General features: G+C 33.5%; 27 protein-coding genes and 1 tRNA gene. 15 read left to right on the top strand and 13 right to left on the bottom strand.

The features are described 5' to 3' along the window. Nucleotides 1-7: 7 nt before the first annotated feature. The 3 genes from T1L09_RS10485 to gldD are packed head-to-tail and all read left to right on the top strand — an operon-like array spanning nt 8 to nt 2,283. The gene (locus tag T1L09_RS10485) at nt 8-409 is read left to right on the top strand and encodes a single-stranded DNA-binding protein (protein WP_322550913.1); all 402 of its coding nucleotides are present in this window, start codon (nt 8-10) and stop codon (nt 407-409) included. A 24-nt stretch (nt 410-433) separates the two neighbouring features. Further along, complete coding sequence (gene gldE, locus T1L09_RS10480) at nt 434-1,723, top strand: gliding motility-associated protein GldE (RefSeq protein WP_322550912.1); 1,290 nt, start codon at nt 434-436, stop codon at nt 1,721-1,723. 2 nt (nt 1,724-1,725) lie between these two features. Continuing rightward, entirely contained in the window at nt 1,726-2,283 is a 558-nt protein-coding gene (gene gldD / locus T1L09_RS10475; RefSeq protein WP_322550911.1) for a gliding motility lipoprotein GldD, read from the top strand. Between the two features lies 1 nt (nt 2,284). Here the strand turns inward: gldD and T1L09_RS10470 are convergent, their stop codons facing one another. Continuing rightward, on the bottom strand, nt 2,285-3,478 hold the full coding sequence (locus tag T1L09_RS10470; RefSeq protein ID WP_340368622.1) for an ABC transporter permease: 1,194 nt from the start codon (nt 3,476-3,478) through the stop codon (nt 2,285-2,287). A gap of 1 nt (nt 3,479) precedes the next feature. After that, a complete protein-coding gene (gene rbfA / locus T1L09_RS10465; protein WP_322550909.1) occupies nt 3,480-3,872 on the bottom strand; it encodes a 30S ribosome-binding factor RbfA in 393 nt (130 codons plus the stop codon). A 113-nt stretch (nt 3,873-3,985) separates the two neighbouring features. On the opposite strand from rbfA, the gene mce reads away from it, so the two are divergent. Then, nucleotides 3,986-4,387, top strand: coding sequence for a methylmalonyl-CoA epimerase (gene mce, locus T1L09_RS10460; RefSeq protein WP_322550908.1), 402 nt, complete (start codon nt 3,986-3,988; stop codon nt 4,385-4,387). A 107-nt stretch (nt 4,388-4,494) separates the two neighbouring features. Then, nucleotides 4,495-4,568: transfer RNA gene (locus T1L09_RS10455), tRNA-Ile, on the top strand. A 413-nt stretch (nt 4,569-4,981) separates the two neighbouring features. On the opposite strand, the gene T1L09_RS10450 is transcribed toward T1L09_RS10455, so the two are convergent. Then, complete coding sequence (locus T1L09_RS10450; RefSeq protein ID WP_322550907.1) at nt 4,982-5,572, bottom strand: riboflavin synthase; 591 nt, start codon at nt 5,570-5,572, stop codon at nt 4,982-4,984. Nucleotides 5,573-5,630: 58 nt separating this feature from the next. Between T1L09_RS10450 and pdxA the strand changes: the two genes are divergently transcribed. The 6 genes from pdxA (at nt 5,631) to accC (ending at nt 10,609) form a co-directional block, all read left to right on the top strand. Continuing rightward, nucleotides 5,631-6,680, top strand: coding sequence for a 4-hydroxythreonine-4-phosphate dehydrogenase PdxA (gene pdxA / locus T1L09_RS10445; RefSeq protein ID WP_322550906.1), 1,050 nt, complete (start codon nt 5,631-5,633; stop codon nt 6,678-6,680). A gap of 81 nt (nt 6,681-6,761) precedes the next feature. Further along, entirely contained in the window at nt 6,762-7,298 is a 537-nt protein-coding gene (locus tag T1L09_RS10440) for a YceD family protein (RefSeq protein ID WP_322550905.1), read from the top strand. Nucleotides 7,299-7,306: 8 nt separating this feature from the next. After that, nucleotides 7,307-7,501, top strand: coding sequence for a 50S ribosomal protein L32 (gene rpmF / locus T1L09_RS10435; protein ID WP_166236963.1), 195 nt, complete (start codon nt 7,307-7,309; stop codon nt 7,499-7,501). A gap of 167 nt (nt 7,502-7,668) precedes the next feature. Then, entirely contained in the window at nt 7,669-8,664 is a 996-nt protein-coding gene (locus T1L09_RS10430; RefSeq protein WP_322550904.1) for a beta-ketoacyl-ACP synthase III, read from the top strand. A gap of 28 nt (nt 8,665-8,692) precedes the next feature. Further along, the gene (accB, locus tag T1L09_RS10425) at nt 8,693-9,166 is read left to right on the top strand and encodes an acetyl-CoA carboxylase biotin carboxyl carrier protein (RefSeq protein WP_322550903.1); all 474 of its coding nucleotides are present in this window, start codon (nt 8,693-8,695) and stop codon (nt 9,164-9,166) included. Between the two features lie 90 nt (nt 9,167-9,256). Then, nucleotides 9,257-10,609 (top strand): acetyl-CoA carboxylase biotin carboxylase subunit, encoded by a 1,353-nt coding sequence (gene accC, locus T1L09_RS10420; protein ID WP_322550902.1) that lies wholly within the window; start codon nt 9,257-9,259, stop codon nt 10,607-10,609. Between the two features lie 55 nt (nt 10,610-10,664). On the opposite strand, the gene T1L09_RS10415 is transcribed toward accC, so the two are convergent. The 7 genes from T1L09_RS10415 to T1L09_RS10385 form a co-directional block, all read right to left on the bottom strand. Continuing rightward, complete coding sequence (locus tag T1L09_RS10415; protein WP_322550901.1) at nt 10,665-11,117, bottom strand: 6-pyruvoyl trahydropterin synthase family protein; 453 nt, start codon at nt 11,115-11,117, stop codon at nt 10,665-10,667. A 10-nt stretch (nt 11,118-11,127) separates the two neighbouring features. Continuing rightward, complete coding sequence (locus tag T1L09_RS10410; protein WP_322550900.1) at nt 11,128-11,307, bottom strand: hypothetical protein; 180 nt, start codon at nt 11,305-11,307, stop codon at nt 11,128-11,130. Then, nucleotides 11,304-12,062 (bottom strand): enoyl-CoA hydratase/isomerase family protein, encoded by a 759-nt coding sequence (locus tag T1L09_RS10405; protein WP_322550899.1) that lies wholly within the window; start codon nt 12,060-12,062, stop codon nt 11,304-11,306. The genes T1L09_RS10410 and T1L09_RS10405 overlap by 4 nt, the downstream gene beginning before the upstream one ends. Beyond that, a complete protein-coding gene (locus T1L09_RS10400) occupies nt 12,062-15,544 on the bottom strand; it encodes a T9SS type B sorting domain-containing protein (protein WP_322550898.1) in 3,483 nt (1,160 codons plus the stop codon). Before T1L09_RS10400 ends, T1L09_RS10405 begins: the two co-directional genes overlap by 1 nt. Nucleotides 15,545-15,606: 62 nt before the next feature. After that, nucleotides 15,607-19,011 carry a hypothetical protein gene (locus T1L09_RS10395; RefSeq protein WP_322550897.1) on the bottom strand — a complete coding sequence of 1,135 codons (3,405 nt, stop codon included), beginning with the start codon at nt 19,009-19,011 and terminating at the stop codon, nt 15,607-15,609. 113 nt (nt 19,012-19,124) lie between these two features. Then, entirely contained in the window at nt 19,125-20,378 is a 1,254-nt protein-coding gene (locus tag T1L09_RS10390; protein WP_322550896.1) for an aspartate kinase, read from the bottom strand. A 64-nt stretch (nt 20,379-20,442) separates the two neighbouring features. Further along, nucleotides 20,443-20,913, bottom strand: a complete 471-nt coding sequence (locus tag T1L09_RS10385) for a GNAT family N-acetyltransferase (protein WP_322550895.1) — start codon at nt 20,911-20,913, stop codon at nt 20,443-20,445. Between the two features lie 190 nt (nt 20,914-21,103). Between T1L09_RS10385 and fbp the strand changes: the two genes are divergently transcribed. After that, a complete protein-coding gene (gene fbp, locus T1L09_RS10380) occupies nt 21,104-22,111 on the top strand; it encodes a class 1 fructose-bisphosphatase (protein ID WP_322550894.1) in 1,008 nt (335 codons plus the stop codon). A gap of 75 nt (nt 22,112-22,186) precedes the next feature. Here the strand turns inward: fbp and T1L09_RS10375 are convergent, their stop codons facing one another. Next, nucleotides 22,187-22,618, bottom strand: coding sequence for a tellurite resistance TerB family protein (locus T1L09_RS10375; RefSeq protein ID WP_322551557.1), 432 nt, complete (start codon nt 22,616-22,618; stop codon nt 22,187-22,189). 133 nt (nt 22,619-22,751) lie between these two features. Here T1L09_RS10375 and T1L09_RS10370 point away from each other — a divergent pair, with 133 nt between their 5' ends. The 3 genes from T1L09_RS10370 to T1L09_RS10360 are packed head-to-tail and all read left to right on the top strand — an operon-like array spanning nt 22,752 to nt 25,346. Continuing rightward, on the top strand, nt 22,752-23,345 hold the full coding sequence (locus T1L09_RS10370) for a HupE/UreJ family protein (protein ID WP_322550893.1): 594 nt from the start codon (nt 22,752-22,754) through the stop codon (nt 23,343-23,345). Further along, nucleotides 23,345-23,773, top strand: coding sequence for a deoxycytidylate deaminase (locus T1L09_RS10365; protein ID WP_322550892.1), 429 nt, complete (start codon nt 23,345-23,347; stop codon nt 23,771-23,773). Before T1L09_RS10370 ends, T1L09_RS10365 begins: the two co-directional genes overlap by 1 nt. 1 nt (nt 23,774) lies before the next feature. Next, nucleotides 23,775-25,346, top strand: coding sequence for a S41 family peptidase (locus T1L09_RS10360; protein ID WP_322550891.1), 1,572 nt, complete (start codon nt 23,775-23,777; stop codon nt 25,344-25,346). Between the two features lie 2 nt (nt 25,347-25,348). On the opposite strand, the gene T1L09_RS10355 is transcribed toward T1L09_RS10360, so the two are convergent. Together T1L09_RS10355 and T1L09_RS10350 are read right to left on the bottom strand one after the other, a co-directional pair. Next, nucleotides 25,349-25,957: an FAD-dependent oxidoreductase gene (locus T1L09_RS10355; RefSeq protein WP_322550890.1), complete on the bottom strand. Its 609-nt coding sequence runs from the start codon at nt 25,955-25,957 to the stop codon at nt 25,349-25,351. 2 nt (nt 25,958-25,959) lie between these two features. After that, nucleotides 25,960-26,157 carry a hypothetical protein gene (locus T1L09_RS10350; RefSeq protein ID WP_322550889.1) on the bottom strand — a complete coding sequence of 66 codons (198 nt, stop codon included), beginning with the start codon at nt 26,155-26,157 and terminating at the stop codon, nt 25,960-25,962. Nucleotides 26,158-26,174: the final 17 nt, after the last annotated feature.

The following is a 26,174-nucleotide window of genomic DNA, read 5'->3' as shown; positions in this document are numbered from 1 at the left end:
ACAAGCCATGAACGGTACATTAAATAAAGTCATTTTGATAGGACATCTTGGAGACGAAATTAAAATGCATTATTTCGAAGGAGGCAATTGCATCGGTAGATTTCCTTTGGCTACTAATGAAGTTTATATTAATAAGACAACTGGCGAAAAAATTACTTCTACAGAATGGCACAATATTGTAGTGCGAAATAAAGCAGCAGAAATTTGTGAAAAATATTTATCGAAAGGTGATAAAATTTACATTGAAGGACGAATTAAATCGCGTCAATGGCAGGCAGAAGACGGAGCCACAAAATATACAACAGAAATTCAGGTAACTGAGTTCACTTTTTTAACAACTAAAAAAGAAACAGATTTAAGTAAATCATCACTTCCCTTAGGTAGTGCTCCTGATGATTCAATGCATTAATTTTTTAACTAATACCACTAAATTTTGGATCCTGATCCCAGTTTATTTCAATCGATTGATTTTAAATTAGTAATAGAAATTACCTCAATATTTATATTACTTCTTGTTTCTGCATTTATATCTGGCTCTGAAGTAGCCTTATTTTCCTTGTCACAAAAAAACATAGATGATGTTGTGAGTGAAGATTCTAATAAAGGAAACCTTATTCAGAAACTATTGCAAACGCCAAAGAAGTTGTTAGCGACCATTTTAGTTGCAAATAATTTTGTGAATATTGCTATTGTTATTCTTTTTTCCTCTTTTAGCGGTCGATTATTTGACGGTATTGCTTCTCCTTTGGTCAAATTTGTTTTGGAAGTTATTTTGGTAACCTTTTTGATTTTATTATTTGGTGAAGTTTTACCCAAAATTTACGCCAACAGAAACAATGTGCTTTTTACAAAAATGGTAGTCACTCCCATTTCGTTTTTGGATAAATTATTAGCGCCAATAAGTATTCCAATGCGAAATGTTATTTTGTTTATTGAGAAGAAACTAAATGTTCAGAAAGGAAATTTCTCGGTGGACCAATTGTCGCAAGCTTTAGAATTAACACATCAGTCTGAAACTACTGTAGAAGAACAGAAAATATTAGAAGGAATTGTAACTTTCGGAAGCACTGAAGTAAAACAAGTGATGAGTCCTAGAATTGATGTTTTCGCCATTAATATTGAAGCTGATTTCTTGGTGATTTTGCCTATTATTGTAGAAAAAGGATATTCGAGGATACCTATTTATAGAGATAATATTGATCAAATCGAAGGTGTTCTGTTTATAAAAGATTTGATTCCTTATATTGATGAACCTATTTCTAATTGGCAAAGTCTTATTCGAAAACCCTTTTTTATACCTGAAAATAAAAAATTAGATAATCTTTTGAAGGATTTTCAGGCGATGAAAAATCATTTAGCTGTCGTTGTTGATGAATATGGAGGAACTTCAGGAATTATAACTTTAGAAGATGTTTTGGAAGAAATTGTTGGCGATATCAGTGATGAATTTGATGATGATGATGTAACTTATTCTCAAATTGATGCTAATAATTACCTTTTTGAAGGAAAAACTAGTTTAAAAGACTTTTATCGTATCATCGATATTGAGGAAGATAATTTTGAATCTTCTAAAGGTGAAGCCGAAACATTAGCAGGATTTTTGCTCGAAATATCTGGAAATTTTCCAAAGAAAAAACAAAAAATTACATTTAGCGGAATAATTTTTACAATAGAAAATGTAGACAAACGAAGAATAAAACAGATTAAAGTTACGTTACCTTAATTATGAAGCAAAAAATTATAAAATGTAGTTTACTTGCAGTTGTTTTTGGATTATTTTCGTGTGGAGACGATGCGATTCCTAAGCCAAAAGGACATCTTGCCTTAGAATATCCAAATCCGATATATAAAAAGTTTGATCCTAATTGTGCGTATCAATTTGATGTGAATCAGGTAGGTGAAATAAAAACAGCTAATTGTTCGTTCGAGATTAATTATCCCAAAATGAAAGCTACTATTTATTTGACGCATAAATCGGTAAATAACGATCTGAACAATTTGCTGCGTGATGCACAAAAATTAACATATGAACACGTCATTAAAGCAGATGATATAATTGAGCAGCCTTTCGTAAACGGGGAGAAAAAGGTTTATGGGATGTTCTATCAAGTGGGAGGTAATGCTGCTACAAATGCACAGTTTTATGTTACAGATAGTGTAAAAAACTTTGTAACAGGAAGTGTTTATTTTTACGCTAAACCTAACTACGACTCCATTTTACCAGCAGCAAAATATATCCAAGATGACATGCGCCGTATCATGGAAACCTTAGAATGGAAGTGATTTAAAAAGTATTCTTAACCGTTCCAGAAGCAATCCAAGATGATATAATTCCTAAGATAGCTATAGTTGTAATTACAATTCCAATATTAATCCATTCAAATAGTACCGGATATGGCATTGTTGAAGTGATCATGATTAATGAAAAGTGCTGTTGTAGTAGAATAATTCCAATAGCTAGTATTAAACCAATAAGTAACCCAAAGAAAGTAATTAATATTCCTTGCGTAAAAAATATAGTACGAATAGCATTTTTTGTAACTCCAATATTGAAAAGTGTTCTAAGGTTCTCTTTTTTATCTATAATAATCATCACTATTGCCCCTGCCAAGCAAAACAGCGTCAATATCACAACTAACGTACTAAAAAGATAAATGAACAAGTTTTCAGATTGTAGCATTTTATATAAGGAATCATTTAATTGTGCTCTATTCTTTACTTTTATATTCTTACCAAATATCGCCTCCAATTCATTTCTAAGTACGGTTTCATCGCTACTAGCAGCTGTTTTAAGCTCAATATTCGTTAAATTGTCAGCTTGTATTCCTAAAAGATTTTGAGCTAATGCAATGTCGCAAAAAACGAACTTTGCATCTAATTCTTCATTAATAGAATAAATCCCAGAAGGAAACAACAGGGCTTTATTAAAAGCTTCATCTGGGGTGTCAATATCCCCTTTTCCTGGTTTTGGCGCATAAACTTCTAATGCATTATTGAAGTCGAATAAGCCTAAAGATAATTTCCGACTTATCTCTGCACCAATAACAACATTTTCGGAATTAGGCGCAAACCAATCTCCGGCATATAAATGCTCATTGAAGTTATTCACTTGCGTATAATTTTGATCAACTCCTTTTATATGTGCCACTATTTCTTTTTCGTTATATAAAAAATAGACGCGTTCTTCAACAATTTTACTGTAGGAAGTAATGTTTTTGCTCGATTTTAGTTGCTGTTCTTGCTCAGGAGAGATGGTGAAAAATTTTCCCGAAATCGTTTCTAATCGCATATCAGGATCGGAAGCATTAGCAAAATTTAATGTAAATTCTTTCAAACCACTAAAAACAGAAAGAAATATAAATAATGCCATTGTACTGGCTATTATCCCCATAGAAGCAATGCCAGTAATGATATTTATGGCTCTGTTCTTGCTAAAACTAATAGCATATCGTTTGGCTATGTATAAGGAAAGATTCAAATTAAGATTTCTTTCGTTTTTCCAACAAATCCGGATTTTCAATTGGATTGTTTTCTCCAGTTAGTGCTTTATCTATTTTTTCAATATAGTCTAAACTGTCATCAATATAAAAAATTAGATTCGGAACTTTACGCAATTGATTTTTGACACGTTGTGCTAATTCGTGTTTAACTAAAGGAGCATTGCTTTTTATTGCGGCTAAAATTTCACCTGCTTTTTCTGTTGGAAAAATACTCAAGTGTACTTTTGCAATTGATAAATCAGAAGTAACGTTTACTTGTGATACCGAAATTATCAAGTTGTTAATGTTATTTTTTCGGATTTCGCCTTGTAAAATTGATACCAAATCGTTTTGTAAAAGTGCTCCTATTTTTTTTTGTCTATTTGTTTCCATCTTGCAAAAATACGAATTTTTTTCAAGCTAAAAATAAATGTATTTTTGTATTCTTATATCAAAGTAATAATTTTCGAAATTATTACTTTAGTAAAATCAAATTCAATATTTAAATGAGAAAAATTGAACACATAGGAATTGCAGTAAATAGTCTAGAAACTTCTAATTTATTGTTTGAAAAGCTATTGGGGCAACCGCCTTACAAACAAGAAGAAGTAGTAAGTGAAGGTGTGAAAACTTCTTTCTTTATGAATGGTCCTAATAAAATTGAGCTTTTAGAAGCAACAAATGAAGATAGTCCTATAGCTAAGTTTATTGCAAAAAAAGGAGAAGGTATCCATCATATCGCTTTTGATGTAGAAGATATTTTTTCTGAAATTTTGCGATTAAAACAAGAGGGATTTGTGGTTTTGAATGAAGTTCCAAAAAAAGGGGCTGACAATAAGATAGTTGCGTTTCTTCATCCAAAAGGGACAAACGGAGTTTTAATAGAGCTTTGTCAAGAAATTAAATAATGTAAAATAAATTTGGTGCTAATAAAAATTAGTAGTAATATTGCACTCTCAATAAAATCAATGGTTCAGACTCGAATCGAGATAAGTTGAAATAAAAAAACCAATATGGTCCTATAGCTCAGTTGGTTAGAGCACCTGACTCATAATCAGGTGGTCCCTGGTTCGAGCCCAGGTGGGACCACTTTTACTTTTATTATCACTTGCAGTTAGAATTTTTTTAAGATTTTTTTAAGATTTTTGTGTAAAAAACTTGTGGAGTGTAAAAATAGTTATATTTTCGTATTTTATTATCAAGTGTAATAGATGTGATTAATTAACTGTAGTGGATCATTTCAAATTTGATTTATTATTATTACTGCCCCATTTACATTAAATTATGAATAAAGTCTTTTTTCTAACGTTGATGATCTTCAGTACTCAGGCTTCGGTTTCCGCAGAGGTTACTCCCCCGCCGCCGGGACCACCCCCACCGCCCGGACTGCCTATTGATGGAGGATTAGTAATTTTATTTTTATTTGCACTATTCGTAGGATTTTATTTTTCCAAAAAATATATTTTAAACAAAAAAGGCTCTTTTTAAGAGCCTTTTGTTTTTTACTTTCTCAAGTCGTTTAATCTTGCGATATATTTTCCAATGACATCAAATTCTAAATTCACTACTGTTCCAATTTTAAATGAATGAAAATTAGTATGCTCGTAGGTGTAAGGTATAATAGCGACACTAAATGAGTTTAATTTTGAATTAACGACGGTTAAACTTGTGCCATTAATTGTAATTGAGCCTTTTTCAATTGTAATATTTTGTAGTGAGCTATCATATGCAAAGGTGAAAACCCAACTACCATTTGCTTCTTCAATCTTCGTGCAAACGCCGGTTTGGTCAACATGTCCCTGAACAATATGTCCATCTAAACGATCGCCAAGTTTCATAGCGCGTTCTAAATTTAGAATATCTCCCGCTTTCCAGAAACCGATTGAAGTTTTGTCAATTGTTTCTTTAATTGCGGTGATGGTATATTCGTTTTGCTCGATTTTTACTACAGTCAAACAAATTCCATTGTGGGCAATGCTTTGGTCAATCTTTAATTCATTTGTAATCTCTGAAACTACCGTTAAGTGAAGATTTTCTTGATCTTTTTGAATTTCTTTTATAATTCCTAGGGTTTCTATAATTCCGGTAAACATAACTGATTTAATTTTACTAAATTTGCACTTCAAAAGTAAGCAATAAATCACATTTGTTATGGTTAAAAAAGCAGAAAATATAATTGTAGGAATTTCAGTGGGAGATTTAAATGGTATTGGAAGCGAGGTTATCCTAAAAACATTCGAAGATATTCGTATGTTGGAATTATGCACACCAGTAATTTTTGCCAATGTTAAGATTCTTTCTTTTTTAAAGAAAGAATTTAATTTAGCAGCTGCTATTCACGGAATCGATAAGTTGGATCAATTAGTGGTTGGTAAAATAAATGTATTGAATGTTTGGCGAGAAGGTGTAAATTTAGAATTTGGTAAGAATGATGATGTTGTAGGAGGTTATGCTGTGAAGTCATTTATAGCAGCAACAAATGCTTTGAAAGATGGCTTTGTAGATGTTTTGGTAACGGCGCCTATCAACAAATATAATATTCAGTCAGATGATTTTAAATTTCCGGGTCATACCGATTATTTAAACAAAGAACTGACAGGAGATGCTTTGATGTTAATGGTACACGACGATTTAAGAGTAGGATTGCTAACAGATCACGTTCCGGTAAACGAAGTAGCGAAAAATTTAACTGAAAAATTAATTTTTAGCAAAATTCAAACTGTAGTTAAAACGTTGAAGCAAGATTTTGAAATTGAAAAGCCAAAGATCGCTGTTTTAGGATTAAATCCACATTCAGGAGATAATGGTGTTATTGGTGATGAAGAGGAGAAAATTATGAAACCGGCCTTGAAAAAACTTTTTGAAGCAGGGAATTTAGTTTTTGGTCCTTTTTCTGCCGACGGATTTTTTGGATCATCGCAATATGAGAAATATGACGCTGTGATTGCAACTTATCACGACCAAGGCCTAATTCCATTTAAAACATTGTCGTTTGGCACAGGTGTTAATTATACGGCGGGTTTAGATAAAATCCGTACATCGCCAGATCACGGAACTGCTTATGAAATTGCAGGTAAGGGAATTGCAAATCACGAATCATTTAAAGAGGCGGTTTATTTAGCGATTGATATTTATAACAAGCGAAATGACTATCAAGAGCTTACTAAAAACCCGCTAAAAACAAAAGATAAGCAGTTATAAACAAAAAAATGTTTACAACTAGTTTTATTTTACAAATATTTTATATCTTTGCACTCCTTTTGAAAAGGTAAAACTGCTGTTATGAATAATTTAAAAGAATATTTAATTCCATTTGCGGGATTAAAAATAGGGAAGCATCAGTTTGATTATCAGCTTGATAATACGTTCTTTAAGGACTTTGATTATGATGAATTTAAAGATGCATCAATTAAAGTTGTGGTTGTTTTGGAGAAGAAAAGCACAATGCTAGAGCTTAATATTAAGCATAAAGGTACCGTAAATGTGCCTTGCGATGTTTCAGGAGAAGAGTTTGATTTGCCAATTAAAGGAAAATTAAAACTTTTAATTAAGTTTGGAGATGAATTTAATGATGAGAATGATGAGTTGCTCATATTACCTCATGGCGAATTTGAAGTTAATGTGGCTCAATATATATATGAATCAATTGTGGTGTCAATGCCATTTAGAAGAATTCATCCGGGAATAAAGGATGGTTCTCTTTCAGAAGTAGTAGATAAATTGAATTCATTAGCTCCAGGAGAAAATAAATTAGAAGAACATAAAGGTGATATAGACCCTAGATGGGAAAATTTAAAAAAACTATTAACGGATAAATAAATAGAAAAATGGCACATCCTAAGAGAAGACAGTCGTCTACAAGAAGAGATAAAAGAAGAACACATTACAAAGCGACAGTTGCGCAAATTGCAACATGTCCTATTACTGGTGAAGCACATTTATACCACAGAGCTTATTGGCATGAAGGGAAAATGTATTACCGTGGTCAAGTTGTAATCGACAAAGCAGAAGCAGTAGCTTAATAGCTTTAAAAGAATTTAGAGAAAACTCTCACATTGTGAGGGTTTTTTTGTTAAAAACCCATTCCTTAAATTTAATTAACAACAAGGAATAGGATTCATTTGAATTTTTTTTGTAATTTCAAACACTTTTTGAATCAGTTGATTCGGATAAGAAAAATTAATCGAAGATGAATAAAATTACAGCAGCAATTACGGCCGTAGGTTCTTATGTGCCTGATTTTGTATTATCTAATAAAGTATTAGAAACTTTAGTAGATACAAATGACGAGTGGATTACTTCTCGTACAGGGATTAAAGAAAGAAGATTATTAAAAGAAGAGGGTAAAGGAACTTCTTTTCTTGCAATTAAAGCAGCTCAAAACTTATTAGAAAAAGCTAATTTAGATCCTAAAGAAATTGACTTAGTGATTTTGGCTTCGACAACACCAGATATGCCTGTTGCTTCGACAGGTGTTTATGTTGCCACAGAAATAGGGGCTACTAATGCTTTCGCATTTGACATACAAGCGGCTTGTTCTGGCTTCTTATATGGAATGTCGATGGCATCAGCTTATATTACATCAGGGAAATATAAAAAAATATTATTAATCGGCGCAGACAAAATGTCTTCAATTATAGATTATACGGACAGAGCAACTTGTATTATCTTTGGAGATGGTGCAGGAGCTGTCCTTTTTGAGCCTAATACTGAAGGATTAGGACTGCAAGATGAAATTTTAAAAAGTGACGGAATTGGACGAGATTTTCTAAAGATTGATGCCGGTGGCTCTATTTTGCCTGCATCGGAAGAAACCGTTAGAAACAAACAACATTATGTATTCCAAGACGGAAAAAGTGTATTTAAATATGCTGTTTCAGGAATGGCAGATGTAAGTGAAAAAATTATGCAACGCAATAACCTTTCACACGATGATGTGAACTGGTTAGTTGCACACCAAGCCAACAAAAGAATTATAGACGCAACGTCTAATAGAATGGGATTAGATGATTCAAAAGTCTTAATCAATATTCAAAAATACGGTAATACTACCTCTGCGACACTACCATTATTATTAGCTGATTTTGAAGATCAATTGAAAAAAGGTGATAATATTATTTTTGCTGCTTTCGGAGGAGGATTCACGTGGGGTTCAATCTATTTGAAATGGGCCTATACTAAATAAAATAAACAAACTAAATAAATTTTATATTATGGATATTAGAGAGATTCAAAACCTAATCAAATTTGTAGCAAAATCAGGAGCTACAGAAGTAAAATTGGAAATGGACGATTTTAAAATCACCATAAAGACAACTGCAGAAGGAACTGAAAGTACAACTACTTATGTTCAACAAATGCCTATGCAAGCACCTCAAATGCAAGCACAACAAGCACTTGCGGTTTCAGACGCTGTAATTGCACCAGCATCAGACGAGAATGCTAAATATATCACTGTAAAATCACCAATTATTGGTACTTTCTATAGAAAACCCGCTCCAGACAAACCTATGTTTGTAGAAGTAGGAACAACTATTGGTAAAGGCGACGTTTTGTGCGTAATCGAAGCAATGAAATTATTCAACGAAATTGAATCTGAAGTTTCAGGTAAAATTGTTAAAATATTAGTTGATGACTCTTCACCAGTTGAATTTGATCAACCATTATTCTTAGTTGATCCGTCTTAATAAGTTAGAAATTAGAGGTTAGAAGCTAGCTTTTTTCTATCTTCCTAATGGTCTAATTGACAGATTGTCTAATTATCTAATTAAAGAAACATGTTTAAAAAAATATTAATTGCCAATAGAGGGGAAATTGCACTACGTGTAATTAGAACTTGTAAAGAAATGGGCATCAAAACCGTGGCGGTATATTCAACAGCAGATGCAGATAGCTTACATGTTAAGTTTGCAGATGAAGCAGTTTGTATTGGGCCACCACCAAGTAATTTATCTTACTTGAAAATGTCTAATATTATTGCTGCTGCAGAAATTACAAATGCAGATGCAATTCATCCAGGTTACGGATTTTTATCTGAAAATGCTAAGTTTTCGAAAATTTGTCAAGAACACGGAATCAAATTTATTGGAGCTTCTCCAGAAATGATTGATAGAATGGGAGACAAGGCATCAGCAAAATCGACGATGATTGAAGCAGGCGTTCCGTGTGTTCCGGGTTCTGTTGGAATTTTAGAATCGTACGAACAAGCGGAACAATTATCTGAGGAATTTGGCTATCCAGTAATGCTTAAAGCAACTGCTGGCGGTGGCGGAAAAGGAATGCGTGCCGTTTGGAAAAAAGAAGATTTACTAAAAGCTTGGGAAGGAGCTCGTCAAGAGTCCGCAGCAGCATTTGGTAATGATGGTATGTATTTAGAAAAATTGATTGAAGAACCTCGTCATATTGAAATTCAAGTAGTAGGGGATTCCTATGGAAAAGCTTGTCATTTGTCTGAAAGAGATTGTTCGGTGCAACGCCGTCATCAAAAATTAACGGAAGAAACACCTTCGCCATTTATGACTGATGAATTGCGTGAAGCAATGGGTAATGCAGCCGTAAAAGCAGCAGAATATATCAAATATGAAGGGGCGGGAACTGTTGAGTTTTTGGTAGATAAACACAGAAATTTCTACTTTATGGAGATGAACACACGTATCCAAGTAGAGCATCCAATCACAGAACAAGTAGTCGATCACGATTTAATTCGCGAACAAATATTGGTAGCTGCTGGAGTTCCAATTTCAGGAAAAAACTATTATCCACAATTACACTCTATTGAATGCCGTATTAATGCCGAAGATCCTTATAACGACTTCAGACCTTCGCCGGGTAAAATTACTGTTTTACACGCGCCTGGTGGACATGGAGTTCGACTAGATACGCATGTTTATGCGGGTTATACAATTCCACCTAATTATGATTCTATGATTGCTAAGTTAATCACGACTGCTCAAACGAGAGAAGAAGCGATTAGCAAAATGAAACGTGCTTTAGATGAATTCGTAATTGAAGGAATTAAAACAACGATTCCGTTTCACAGACAATTAATGGAAGAACCAGATTATGTAGCGGGTAATTATACTACAAAATTTATGGAATCTTTCGTAATGAAAGAGGCTCAAGAAGAGTAAAATAAAAAACTCCCATTTAAAAAAATGGGAGTTTTTTATTTTTTTTAATAGCTTGTTATTCGTTATCAATTGCGAACCACTCGGCAAACGAAGTTTCTGTTTCTTGAAGTCGCAATGAATGCAATTTGATATCTGCGGGTAATAAATTCTTAATTTTATTTGAAAAATCAATAACCATATTTTCGCTAGTTGGTTGATAATCCACTAATATTACATGATGACCTCTTTTATCAAGTTCATGGGCCAATTCAACGTGAGGAGTATTTTTGTTAAAAACCGTCGCATGATCGAAAACGTCTACAATTTGCTCTTTTACAATTTTCTTTAAATCAGTAAAGTCAATTACCATTCCAAATTTAACATTGGTACTGTCGGTTATTGGAGCGCCAATTACGGTTACCGATAACTTGTAACTATGTCCATGAACATTCTTACACTTTCCGTCATAACCGTAAAGAGCATGGCCTGTTTCGAAGTTAAATTGCTTTGTAATTCTAATTTTTGACATAATTTTAATTTTATTTATCGAAACTCCCGTTTTTCTTTGCTCTGTAATATAGAAAATAGGCCAGTCCAGCCAACGCCAAAAAAGGGATAAAAGATCCAATTAGCACACCTATTTGATAAGTTCCGTCCGGATCATTTTTTATCTTTTCTTCAATATTTACTGCCTGTAAAGTTACGATTAAACTTCTCATTTTTTAAATTTTTGTAATGCTTCTTTTGTAAAGTCCGATAAGACTAATCTTCCTGAAATAGCCGCTCTTTCGTAAAGTAAAGTATCCCAATGTGTTGTTCCTTCCCAGAACACCTTTTTCATCTCCATCAAAGCTTCCGGATTGTAGCTTGCTAGTGAGATAATAAATTTTTCCAAATGGTTATCTAATTCTTCAATAGAATCAAAAACTTCTGAAAAAAGATGATTTTCTTTTGCCCACTGAGGTGTTTTCCATTCGGCAGGCGTCAAAGTCATTTCAGTAAATGCCGGCTTCCCCATTTTTCTGCTTACTGCTGGTTCTATGACAAATGGACCAATTCCTATAGCAATTTCAGATAATTTGATAGCGCTATTTGAAGTTGCAAAAGTATAATCACAAGCAGCTGCCAAGCCAACGCCTCCACCTACCGCTTTTCCGTGAATTCGACCAATAATTGGTTTTGAACACTTACGCATCGCATTGATTACATTGGCAAAACCAGAAAAAAACTTCCTTCCTTCTTCTAAATTAGCTATTGACAATAATTCGTCAAAAGAAGCACCAGCGCAAAATGCGCTTGTTCCTTCACTTTTTAAGATAATTAGTGAAATTGCATTATTCTTATCTACTGCAGTAAATTCATCTGTCAAATTCTGTAATAATGTGCTAGGAAATGAATTACTAGCTGGATGTGAAAACGTTATTGTAGCAACGGATTCTCTAATTTCTGTATCTATGAAACCTAATGTTGTCATTATCTCTTTAAACTAAAATGCGACTTAAATTCTTTTTGTTGGTCGTTTTCGATATATTCAACGATGAACCAATAATCGGTCGAAGGTAGCATATTTCCTCGATATGTTCCATCCCAACCCTGTTCTTCCGAACTTAATTGTTTCAAAAATTTACCGTATCGATCATAAATTTTTATTTTCCCTTCGTACGTTATCGGTAAAGTTATATTCCAATAATCGTTATATCCATCACCATTTGGCGTGAAATAATTCGGATAAGTAATCGTTTGTATTTCTTCTGAGAACAATATTCCACAACCTTGAATGTCTCTCACATAGACGATATAACTTCCGTTCTCTAAATTTGTAAACAACGGGCTAGATTGCCAATCAATCGTATTGACACTATATTCATAAGTTCCAAAACCACCGGTAGCTATCGCTTCAATAGTAGATAAGCCAGCTGCAAAAGCGGGAGTTATCAAATTAGCCTCAAAAGTTGCTGGTTCAGATGAAAAAGTTGTTGTTATGCTTTCGGCAACGGAACAGTTGGTAGTTAAATTAGTTACAATAACAGAGAAAGTTCCGCCAGTTGTTATCTCAAATGTAGGGACGTTACCTGCTGGATTTGTTGGTGTCCATTCATAAGAATAATTTCCTGTAGCAGTTGGTGTTGCATCTACAACTTGTGAGCCTAAACCGGTGATAGGATCAACGCATATTACAAAATCTGGGCCTAGACTAACAGTTGGAAGCGGGTTTACGGTTAGTTGAATAAAGGGACCAACTCCAAAACATTCATTATTTAAATCACTATCAATTCGAGCCCAAATAATTTGAGAATTAGGGGTTGTATTTCTATAGTTTGTAATATCTATAATTGCATTTAATTCTGCTAAAGCATCGCTTTCATTTTCGTAAAATGTTACAATTAAAGGTTGTGTAGCTGAGAAGAACGAAAGTAAGTTTTGAACAGCATTTTGAACGACAACTGGATTATCTAAATTAAAATAGGCAAATCCATCATTTGCAGGATCTGAAATACTTAAATAATCGTCACAAGCTTCGATAGTAAATTTATAGTTAGAAGGAATGGTAGTAGTAGATACAACTAAATTTACAAGAGCCGTTCTTGAACATCCTTCTGTGTTGACTATTCTTGCCCAAACTTGAGAACCATTTGGCGCTGTGTAGCTTAATTCGTTGGTTATTATACTTGTGTTGTTTTGCGCACCTACTTGTGTTGTGTGATAAGTATAAGTATTTGTTGTTTCAGATGAAATGATACTATTTGCTTCCGTCAAATTGAAATCGGTTATTGCATCAGTATCGGTGTCACACTGTTTTAGTGTGATTGAAGTGTTAACAACAGGAAGTGCAAGTACTTTTAATTCAAAAGAAGTAGTAGCGAAACAGTTGGTAATATTATTTTGTAAGCGTACATAAATTGTTCTATCACTTGTTGTAATAGAAGTAATACTTCCCACACCGTTTGTAGCATCTGTAGGAGAAGTATGATAAGTAACATTTATTCCTGTTTGCCCATTTAAAATCTCAATCGTTTTTGTGGTCAAATTGAAAGTTACGATGCCATTTGTATCGTCTCCGTCACTGTTGTCATCACAAAGTTTAAAATCTGATATGTTTATAATTGTTGGCTCAGGATTGACAATTACTGTTATCGAAGCAGCTATAGATTGACATACATCAATTTCAGGAATTGTGTAGGTGTAAACTCCTGCGATATCAACAGCAGGATTGAATAATCCGCTTCCTGAGGCTAATGCTGGAGACCATGTTCCTCCTACTTCGGCATTTGAACCTAATAGAGTAAATAAATCAATTGGTGCTGAATTAATACAAATATTTGTAGTATTGCTAGTTCCTGGATTTCCAACTTGTTGAGTGGAAACAGTTACTTTTACTTTAATTGGTGTTGGTGAACTATTGCAATCTTTAGTAAAAGAGTATTCATACTCACCAACTAAATTAATACTAGGATCAAAAGTATTTCCATTCAAAGGCGCTCCACCGGCCGGAACAGTCCAAGTTCCTCCAGGTTCTGGATTTCCATTTATATTGTCAAATAAATTTAAGCTAGTGTTTGTACAAACTATAATGTCAGTGTCTTGTGGTGTGCTTCCAAACCCTGAATAATAACCTGCGTAACCAGACGCTATACCTGTGCCACTCCCTTGACCATAACCAAATACACCCACGGCCAAAGGACCGGTTGATGTAATGTTAGCATTTCCAGATATATTAGAAACTCTGTAGGTTACCCAGTCAGTATTTCCTAAAACAGTTTGTGCTTGGGTTGTTGGAATTGCATTTCCATTTACGGTTAATGTGGCGCTTGTATAAGTTAAAACCATAAGATCCGCAATATAAGTTGTAGCTCCGATTCTATTAACAGCAGGAATATTAACAGAATTTTGAAAAAAGCAACTTAAGGGCGGAATAAAGTTTAATCCTGCTGTTGCCGTATCATTTCCGCCGCCTAATAACTGATAGGCGAAAACTGGTTTATTAGTTTTAACATACATATTTCTATTAATGGATCCCTGATAATTTGCGTTGTCTAGTAAAAAATATCCACCAGCATTCAAGGTTATTATTGGAACAGTACTGCCATTGATAAATATTTCTGTCCCATTTTCATTTGCAACTATTAATGGTAATTCCATTGAACTTAATCCATTTCCTTCAATAAAAATATACTCAGTTCCAATTTGAGAGGCCGATACAATTTGATCTAAAGCAAAATCAGCTCTGTTATTATCAATTCCACCCAACGCATTTCCTGAATTTACAGCAACTGGCTTATTGGATGTAATTAGAGCGCCGATAATTCCATCAATATTAGTCGGATTATCGCTGTAACCGCTAAAAATAACACTTTCACCTTTGTCTAACGAAAAAGTTTGATTTGGTGTAGAGAAATCTCCCGAGCCCGAAACAAAGACTACATCAGGATTATAATCTGAAAGTGTAAAAACCGTGTTATTTTCGGTAGCCATCACACTTGCAACAAACGATTTTCTATAGTCTTGAGTTTCATTTAACATACAACCTAATCTAAAACTAGTTCCTATGCCTGGTCTTCCTTTAGAAATTAATGTTTCTGAATGATTTCGAGATCTCATTCTAAAACTAGCATAAAAATCCTTGTTGCCTTCTAGTATAAGTCCTTTGTCAGATAATTTGGTATTAACGTCATTGATGTTTAAAAACATTTTTGTATTTTCTCCATCGCCGATGTATATAACAACTGGAGTTGTAGCAGAAAGTGAAAAAGGTGAACCAGCAATTATTTGACCACTACCATCAGTGACAGTAACATTGAAAGGTGTTGTTTCTGCGGTAGATAGATAAATATATTGATCTTCAATATCAGCACTACTTCTTGAGTGCAAAGGTGGTAACCAGTGTTTATTACTCAATTGTGAAAAGGCAAAACTTGAAAATATACAAAGCGTAAATAATAAAATTCTATTCGGCATCTTGGGATTTTTATATAAGATTGTAAAAATATATAGAAATATATAATTAATCTAAATATTTACTAAAAATATGCTCTTAATTGCACATTACCAGTATGAATAGTTTTACTGGTTTCGCTATTGCGACCTTGGTAGTTGATGTTGACGTCTAAAAACTGGGTTAAGTTTTTCTGTAATAGTAAACGCCAAGTCTGATTTTTGCCCGGTTGTAGACCTTCTAACATTTGAAAAGCAACTGCTGATAAAGTGTCGCCATTGAAGGAATTGTTGTACAAAGAAAATTCACCATTCATACTAAAACCTTTTTCACTATTAAAAGTAAATGAAGTTCCCAATCGGGTTTGATTTAAAGTTTCAAATGCTCCAATTTTATTTTCTTTTTGTTGGTATTCATAAAAAATGTCCCAACTCGCATTTCTAGAAAAAAGATAACCGACTTTTGGTTCTACACGATAAGTGTTAATTTCAAAATTTCGACTTGGGTAATTTTCCGATACCGATTCACTAATGGAACGATTTCCCGAAAAAGTAAACAACCAACTTTTCTGCACCAAATGTTGGTATTGCAATTGATACGATTTGTTTTTTGCCGAAAGACTTCCCACAGAAAGTAAATTTTGACTTTCATTTAATAAATACGAATAAGTTGTCGAATGTTTTTGCTTGCCTCGATTATAGAAGAAACTGTTTCTGAAATTCATATTTAATCCTGCCAATTCTTCTTCCTCTTTTGAAAACGGATTCAGGTTGAAGTTATCCGCATTTCTCAAAATTTTTCGATCAATTAAAAAGGAAGTTTGATTATAAAAGTGCGATGCAAATTGCTTCAATCCGCTCTCATTTTGCCATTGATTGAAGTTTAAATTTAGCGATTGCGAGAATTTATTTTGATGCGTCCGAATGAAAACCTGATTGGGTAAAAATACGCGAACATAAATCGCTAAATCAGAATAAGGTGCCACTTCAAATTCTTGCAATTCCTGAATTCCATTGGCATTATAATCATTCCACATATAAACACCTTGGCCTGGTTCGACTTGCAAATACGTAAATTCTTGTTGGGCAATTGTTCCCGAACTCGTTTCGTAAGCCGTCGTAGTTTGAAGTAATTGATCAAAAAATTGGTCCGAATATAAAATTCTCGAATTCAACGAAGGTTCGTCTTTTTTAGAATTATCTTCATATTTCAAGGTGCGATAATTCAGATAAACGCTCAAATTTCTTTTTTCGGATTTAATCAATTGGGATTTCAAATAATAGGAATTCGAATGATTAACGCGTTCAATTTTATTAAATTGTAAACTATCGTTTTGGCGTTGTAAAAAACCCAATTCTACATAAACTTTCGTAGAATCGCCTCGACCTATAAAAGCTCCATATTCAATAAAACGTTGGCTTAAAGCCGAAAAAGTATTGGTGGATTTCAGTTTTTCAGCATTATCTTCTAAGTTGATTGTCGCTCCAACCCAATTTTTATCAAATTTATAAGAAGAACGGTTTTGACTTCGTGCAAAGGAGGAATTTGCGAGTTCCGAATCGCTTTTCATCACACTTGAATTGCTCCAAATCATCCAGTTTTTAGTTGCATATCTTCCGGATAAAGTGTGTTTATTTCCCGAAAATGAATTGCCAAAACTCAAATTTTCCAATTGATAAACCGCTTTTCCTTTATTGTCGAAATTAAAATCCAATCCCGAAGTTAAAAAGCTCTGATTGCCTTCTAAAAGCGAAGTAATGTTCCAATCTCTATTAAATTCAATGTTATATAATCGCTCAATCGTCTTGAAATTTTCTTGTACGAGTTGATAATACGCAAAAGCATCAATCTTAGTTTTTCCAGTAAAAAGACGTTGTTTCCCATTAAATTTTCCAGCAAAACCTTTATTGTTATTGTCGTCTAAATTCGAATATAAGTTCTGATCGTTATTGCTCAAAGCCAATTCAAAATCTACAATTGTTTTTTCACTCGGATTGTATTTTCCTAAAATAGTTGCCATTTGAATTTTCGTTGGTGCAATTAATCGTACAATCGGTTCATAATTTCCTTGTGGAATTCCCGAAATCGGTGCCACATATTCATAAATTTTTCCAACAGCTTGATTGTTCGCTAAAATATAATTTCCGAGATTATTCCCGACTAATGAAAATCGCACATTGTATAATTCATCTGTCGGATTGTTCGAATATTCAAACACTTCGGCAGTTCCAATGATGACTTTTTTATACAGAATTTTATTTTCCGAATAACCATCTAAATAAGCGGAAGGTCCATTCATTTGCGATAAATCGTCACCAGCATTTTGCAAAATAGCAATTTGGTCCGAAGATAAATTTTGTTGCAAAGGCTGATTTTTCACATCACTTTCTGAATATACATAACCGCCAATTTGCCACTTTTCTCGCTCGTGCGAAATCCCGCCATACGTGATAAATCGGGTGAAATTTCTATCGGAATATTGGTATTCGATGTTGATTCGCATTTCGGAAGTAATCGGAAATAACGAAGTGAAAATAATTTCTCCCGCATTATAATCGATGACATAATCGCTGTTTTCACCGCGAGTTTTCAAAATTCCGTTGACATAAACGCGTTCCGAACCGGAAATCACTAAAACATATAATTCGCCATTATTCCCTCGTAATTTATACGGACCTTGATTTCCTTCTTGGCCCACGAAACTACTTTTTGCATATTGTCCTCGAACTAAAGCTCCAGCCGCAACGACTTCTGTTTTTTTATCGGGAGTTCCAAAACTAAAACGGGTCGAAAGTCCTTGTACTTTTTTATTAAAATTTAAGAATGCCGATTTCCTATTTTCTAAAAATAAATCTCCGGCACGAATATTCCAATTGTCCGAAAATAATTCGATAAATATCTGATCAAATTCATCTAACTTCTGGGAATAGCCACCTTCTTGTAGTGGAATATTACTATCCTGAATCGAAGCACGCAAACTAACTTTGTCCGAAATTTTACCCGTAATTTGAAGATCTAAATTGGAATTTACAACCGTATTTTGATTATTTCCCACCGTAATTCCTCTTGTAATACTTCCGGAAGTATTCAATCCGTCAAAAGGTTTGAATTTAGTGTTCTTGTCTTTTCTGAAAACAATTAATTTTCCAGCTTCATTCGCCACGACTTTATCATCATCATAAATGGAATAGGTTTTGGTCAGAAAATCAGGAAATTTCGAATAACGAACGACTAACGAATCTGAAGTGTCGACATTTTTTAAGAAAACTAATGTTCCTTTTTGGAAATCAATTTTATAAAAACTCGAATCAATTATAATTCCTCTCGCATCTTTAATTTCGAAAAAAGAATCATTTAAACTGAATTTTTCAATTGAAATCGTGTCTTTTGAAAACGCAATTTTCTTAGTCGGATAGGATTGCGAAGTTTCCTGAGCAAAACTGCCCAAAAAACAAACTAGAAAACCCGCTAAAAAAACAATTTTATGCATAAATACTATAACTCACAATCTTCAAAAGTAGTATTTATTGTTGGGAAAAATTAAGTTATTTCTTATTGCCACGGATTCACCGATTTTTCAAAATGTGAATTCGTGGTAAAAAATTACTCTTTTGTAATCACTTGCATCGTTTCTCTCGAAATCTGACGCAACAAAATTGTTTTATTCGTTTCTACTACTTTAGAAGCATTTTCGTCGAAATGTCTAATTGTATATAAAGAAACATTCTCGTTGAAAGTTACTTTGAATTTCTTAGCTAATATTTTGGTCAACTCTTCAAAATTGCCATATTTATCTTCAATACATACCGAAAAACTAATGGCAGTATTTTGAATCAAATTCACTTTTATTTTGTGTTTTGCAAACAAAGCAAAGATTTCACTAATGTGATTTTCCATTATAAAATCGAAATCAATCGATGATAACGACAATAATAGTTGGTTTTTCTTCACGATGAAACAAGGAGTTTTCGGCTCTAAATCAGCTCCTTTTGAAACACTCGTTCCAGCTAAAGTCGGATTCAAGAATGATTTCACATACAACGGAATTTCCTTTTTTTGTAACGGTTGCAACGTTTTCGGATGAATTACCGAAGCACCATAAAAAGCCAGCTCGATTGCTTCGCGATAGGAAATTTGGTTCAATAAAATCGCATTTTCAAAATATCTTGGATCAGCATTTAAAACACCGGGAACATCTTTCCAAATCGTAACGCTTTGTGCACCTAAGGAATAAGCAAAAATCGCCGCACTATAATCAGATCCTTCGCGTCCTAAAGTCGTAGTGAAATTATTTTCATCCGAACCTAGGAATCCTTGTGTAATATTTAAGGTTTTCTTTTTGATGCTTTTCGAGATTAATTTTTGTGTAGTTTCCCAATCCACTTGAGCATCACGATAATTATTGTCCGTTTTAATTAAAGGGCGAACATCGACCCAATTGTTTTGTAAACCTTTATAATTAAAATAATGACTCACAATCGTTGTAGAAGCCAGTTCGCCAATACTCACAATTTGGTCATACACAAAGCTATAATTGGGTGATTTATTAGTGCGAATGAAGTTTTCTAAATCATCAAAATGCTTATTCACATCAAAAAAGGCTTGATGCTCTTCCTCTTCAAACAAATCCAATAGAATTTGGTTGTGGTATTTTCGAACTTCCTGAAGCGACGATTGCAATTCTTTAGATTTCTCAAAATAATTTTTAATCACTACTTCTAAAGCATTCGTGGTTTTTCCCATTGCCGAAATCACAATCAAAACATCATCATAACCCACGGTGTTTAAAACGTGTAATACATTTTTTACGCCATCAGCATCTTTGACTGACGCACCTCCAAATTTGAATATTTTCATTTTAAATTAATTGTTTTCAACACACATTATAAAACCTTTACAAAGCTGTGTTTCTAATAAATTATTATAGTGCTAAAAATTTATTTATCCCATTTTCATCCATTTGAACCACACACCAATCTTTTAAAACATTGGCTCCCGATTTTTCGTAGAAATCTATTGCTGGCGTGTTCCAATCTAAAACATTCCACTCAATTCTTCGCACGTTTTCGGCTTTTCCTTTCTTGATGATTTCGGAGTATAAAGCGAAACCAGCTCCGGTGCCGCGTTTGTCTTCCTTAACAATTAAGTCTTCTAAATGGATGGTTTTTCCTTTCCAGGTCGAAAATCGATAATAATATAAAGCCATTCCTATAATTTCATTGTTTTCTTCCGCAACGAAACATTCAAACAACGGATTTTCAGAAAAACCATCTCGCACTAAATCTTCCGCAGTAACTACTACAGCTTCCGGCTCTTTTTCGAAAACAGCCAATTCCTTAATCAATTCTAAAACTGAAGGCATGTCGTTTTTTGTCGCATTTCTGATAATCATAACGTATGTTTTTACAAAAGTAGTGCTATCTTAAAACAGTTGTTTCAATTTTTATGCTACTTCTTTATTTTTTTAATTTGTTCAAAGGTCATAAATAAATGTCATTTTTCTAAAAGGATTTTGTTTTTTCGTTAGTATTTCACAAAATTGCCGATATTTGTAACTTAAACACAACTACATCATTTTCGTAATGGAACAAAGAAATACCACACTAGGCGAATTTATTATTGAACATCAAAATTCGTTTCAGTATTCAACAGGAGAATTATCACGCATTATCAACTCCATTCGATTGGCTGCAAAAGTAGTTAGTTATAAAGTGAATAAAGCCGGATTAGTAGATATCGTTGGTGCCGCTGGAATTCAAAATATTCAAGGAGAAGACCAACAAAAATTAGACGTTTTTGCCAATGAAGTTTTTATTCAAACCTTAATTAATCGCGAAATTGTTTGCGGAATTGGTTCAGAAGAAAACGATGATTTTATTACGGTGGCAGGTTCAGATAATGCACACAATAATAAATATGTGGTTTTAATGGATCCTTTAGACGGTTCTTCAAATATTGATGTAAATGTTTCTGTAGGTACTATTTTTTCTGTTTTTAGAAGAGTTTCACCAGTAGGAACTCCTGTAACAAGTGAAGATTTCTTACAGCCGGGAGTGAATCAAGTAGCGGCTGGTTATGTGATTTATGGCACTTCGACGATGTTAGTTTATACAACAGGTCACGGAGTAAACGGATTTACACTGAATCCAGCGATTGGAACCTTCTATTTATCACATCCAGATATGAAATATTCGGAAGATGGAAATATCTATTCGATTAACGAAGGAAACTATACCCACTTTCCACAAGGTGTAAAAAATTATTTAAAATATTGTCAGGCAGATGAAGGTGACAGACCCTATACTTCAAGGTATATTGGAAGTTTAGTTTCCGATTTCCACCGAAATATGATCAAAGGCGGCATTTATATTTATCCAACAAGTGCAAAAGCGCCAAACGGAAAATTACGTTTATTGTATGAATGCAATCCTTTAGCTTTTATTGCAGAACAAGCAGGAGGAAAGGCTTCTGATGGATTTAATAGAATTATGGAAATTCAACCCACAGAATTGCACCAAAGAGTTCCTTTTTTCACAGGAAGTAAAAATATGGTAGAAAAAGCAGAAGAGTTTATGGAGAAGTCAAAATAGGCTAAATCCAAAGCAACAAAAAATCCCAAAATCATTTAGAATTTGGGATTTTTTTGTTTTTAAAAACAGATAAAATTATCTGTTCATATGTTGCATTTCGTAAGTAAACGTGTCTAAATCTGCATTCAATTCTACTAATTTTAAAGCTTTGTCAACAATATAAGTAACGTTTCCGGCTGTAAAGCCTAACGCTAAAGCGAATCTTGAAAGTAATGCGTGTTGTTTTGTGCCTAAAATGTGATCCGCATAAACCATTCTCGCTAAATCATACAAACGCTCAATACGCTGCGTGTGCATTAATGGAGGATTAATTGGATATTTTAAAGGGTTTTCTAAAATTTCCTCATATTCAGCCTGAGAAATTTCTAATTTAATAGCTAATTTGTCTAAGAACTCTTGTTCTTCAGGAGTAATAATTCCGTCGGATAAGGCAACTCTTACAATTGCTGAAAAATGGCCTTTGTTTCTATTTCTAAAGCCGCTATCGAATAAATCTGAAAATGACATGTTGTTTGTTTTTGTTTCTACAAAACTACATAAAAAATCCATTTTTAAGAAATATTTCAATAAGCTTTTCTTAAAGTGATTACCAACTTCAAAAAATAAATTGTAAGTTTGAATCCCTAATTAATGTATTACTATGTCAGAGTTTTTATTGTATTTTAATATCGGTCTTAAGCACGTTTTAGACATAAATGCCTACGACCATGTCCTGTTTTTAATGGCTTTGGTAATTCCTTTCGCTTTTAAAGATTGGAAAAAGGTTTTAATTTTAGTGTCTTTGTTTACACTTGGTCATACAATAGCTTTAATCTTGTCTGTTTATGGAGTAGTTCGAATTGATGCCGTTTTGGTTGAGTTTCTAATTCCAATTACGATTTTGATCACTGCCGTTTTTTATTTATTTACGGCTGGAAAATCCTCAAAGAATGAAAGTATCACTTTTGTAGCGGTTATTACACTGTTTTTTGGAATTATTCACGGACTTGGATTTTCTAATTATTTCAAGACAATTTTACCCGGAAATGCTTCGGATAAATTAATACCACTGCTAGAATTTGCACTCGGAATTGAAGCGGCTCAGCTAATTGTTGTGTTTGTAGTTCTGATTTTATCCTATATTGTTCAAACTTTTTTTAGATTTTCAAAAAGAGATTGGGCATTGGTATTGTCGGCTTTTACAATTGGTGTAGTTTTGCCAATGCTAATTGAAAGTGAAATATGGAGCAGATAATGAAGCCAGAAAAAAAAGAAAAATACGACAAAGCCTATTTGCGAATTGCCAAAGAATGGGGTAATTTGTCTTATTGTCACAGAAAAAAAGTCGGTGCAATTATTGTTAAAAATAAAATGATTATTTCCGATGGATACAATGGAACGCCATCTGGATTTGAAAATTGTTGCGAAGATGAAGAAAATATCACAAAATGGTATGTGCTTCACGCCGAAGCGAATGCGATTTTAAAAGTAGCTCGATCGACACAATCTTGCGAAGAAGCCACATTATACATTACGCTTTCGCCTTGCAAAGATTGCAGTAAATTAATTCATCAATCAGGTATAAAAAGAGTAGTTTATCATCAAGAATATAAAGACACTTCGGGCGTTGATTTTCTAAGAAAAGCAGGTGTTGAGGTAGAATTAATTGAAGATTTGGGATAAAATGAAAATGAATAAAGTATATTTTCCGGTGGTTCTTGCTGTTGCTGTTGCGATAGGAATTCTTTTGGGAAGTAAGTTGAATGCTCCTTCAGACGGTGTATTTTCTTCTAAAAACACTAACAAAAATAAACTCAATAAACTGATTGATTTAATCGAGAAAGATTACGTAGATACAATTAATACGGATTCCATTGTAGATTTAACGGTCAACGGAATTTTAAGTCAACTAGATCCACATTCAGTTTATATTCCAAAGAAAGAGATCGCTGGAATTGAACAAAGTATGCGTGGTGATTTCGTAGGAATTGGGATTAATTTTTATATGTATAACGATTCTTTAGCGGTAATTAAACCAATTCCTTTCGGACCTTCCGAAAAAGCAGGAATTAAAGCAGGCGATAGAATTTTATTTGCAGATAAATTACAACTTTACAATAAAAAATTAGAAACGGATAGCCTGTTTTCAATTCTTAAAGGTGAAGAAGGTTCTAATGTGAAACTAACTATTTATAGAAAATCGGAAAACAGAAAATTTGCAGTGAATCTAAAACGCGATATTATTCCAATCAAAAGTGTTGACATTGCAATTATGGTTGATGCAACTGTTGGTTATATCAAAATTAATCGTTTTGCAGAAACTACTTATGATGAATTTTTAAAAGGGTTAACCCAATTGAAAGCAGAAGGAGCAAAAGAAGTAATTCTAGATTTACGCGATAATGGTGGTGGTTATTTAGAATCAGCTGTGGCAATTGCTGATGAATTCTTGAAGAAAAATGAGTTAATCGTAAAGACGAAAAATAAAAAAGAGACAATCCAAAACACTTTAGCCACCGATAAAGGAATTTTTGAAAATGGAAAAGTAACGATTCTAATTAATGAAAATTCGGCTTCGGCAAGTGAAATATTAGCGGGAGCAATTCAAGATAACGATCGTGGAACAATTATAGGAAGGCGTTCATTTGGAAAAGGATTGGTTCAAAGAGAAATGCCTTTGGGTGATGGCTCTGCAATTCGGTTAACCGTTGCAAGATATTACACGCCTTCCGGACGTTCGATTCAAAAACCTTATGAGGATAAAGGTCAGAATTATTTCAACGAATTCGAAAAACGTTTTGAGAGCGGTGAATTATACGAAAAAGATAAAGCGAAAATTGCTGATAGTTTGAAATTTAAAACTAAAAACGGGCGAATTGTATATGGCGGTGGCGGAATTATTCCTGATGTTTTTGTGCCTTTTGAAGGGAAACATGGCGAAGAAGGAACGACTTTGTTAATGCAATCGGGCTTAGTTAATTATTTTGTCTTTGAACAATTGGATCAAAACCGTAAAAAGTTTGAAAACATTTCATTGGAAAATTTAGAAAAAGAAATAAAATCAAGCGATCGATATTATACGAATTTTAAAAATTATCTTTCTAAAAGTGGCTTGTTTTTCAACTTAGGAAGTCAAAAGGAAATGATTAGCTATTATATTTACGCTGAGTTCGTTAGGCAATTGTTTGACGAAACGTCTTATTTTAAATTGGTTTTAAAAGAAGATGAAATGATTAAGAAAGCACTAAAGAAATAAAATTATTTTTTAATAGAATCGTGCACCATTGTGTGATTTCCATCATTCCATAAACTTAAAATATCAGTGGCGACTGCAGCTCCACTTCCAGCAGCAATTGCTAATTGACTTCTATGTCCGGCCAAAACTCCTGCAACATAAATTCCTTCAGCAACCAAATGATCATTATTTTTTAGTTGAATTCTGTTTTTTGCAGGAGGCGTTTTCTGATGAGGTTCCACAAAAGTTTCTAAACCTTCAATTAAAAATGGATTGTTAGGACCAATTGTAATTACTATCGTTTTGGATTGATAGTTTGATTTATTGGTGACAACAGTAAAATTTCCAGCTTCACCGGTAATAGAAAGTACTTTTTCACCTTCAATCTGGGAAACGTGCGGATACAAAGCATATAATTGCGCTAAACTTTCAGCTAATATTTCACTCCCTAATTTTCCTGCGGGGATTCCATAGGCGTTGTTAAAAACAGCATTTTGCAGAGAAGATGCTTTTTGGTGTGCTATAATTGCAATGTTCTTATCGGCAGCATAAGGTTTGTTGTGAGCAGAACCCAAAACTAATGCACAAGATACTCCTGATACACCAGCGCCAATTATTAAAACGTCAAACATAATTATTCGTGTGTTTTATCGACCATTTTTTTAGACATCATCAACAAAACAAGTAATAAGATAGCACATAAACCAGCTACAATTCCAATTAAAGCAATAGTGCTTTGTCCTTCAAATGGACTAGAAGGATTAACTTGAAAAATGTTAAAAACAATTAAAGCTAAAGCAATGGCAATCGCCACATAAGTGAATATTTTCATTTTTAATTTATTTTAAA

The organism is Flavobacterium psychraquaticum, from assembly GCF_034497725.1.
Classification (GTDB): domain Bacteria; phylum Bacteroidota; class Bacteroidia; order Flavobacteriales; family Flavobacteriaceae; genus Flavobacterium; species Flavobacterium psychraquaticum.
The sequence above is the reverse complement of the archived record's forward strand: the minus strand, read 5'-3'. Positions and strand labels throughout refer to the sequence as shown.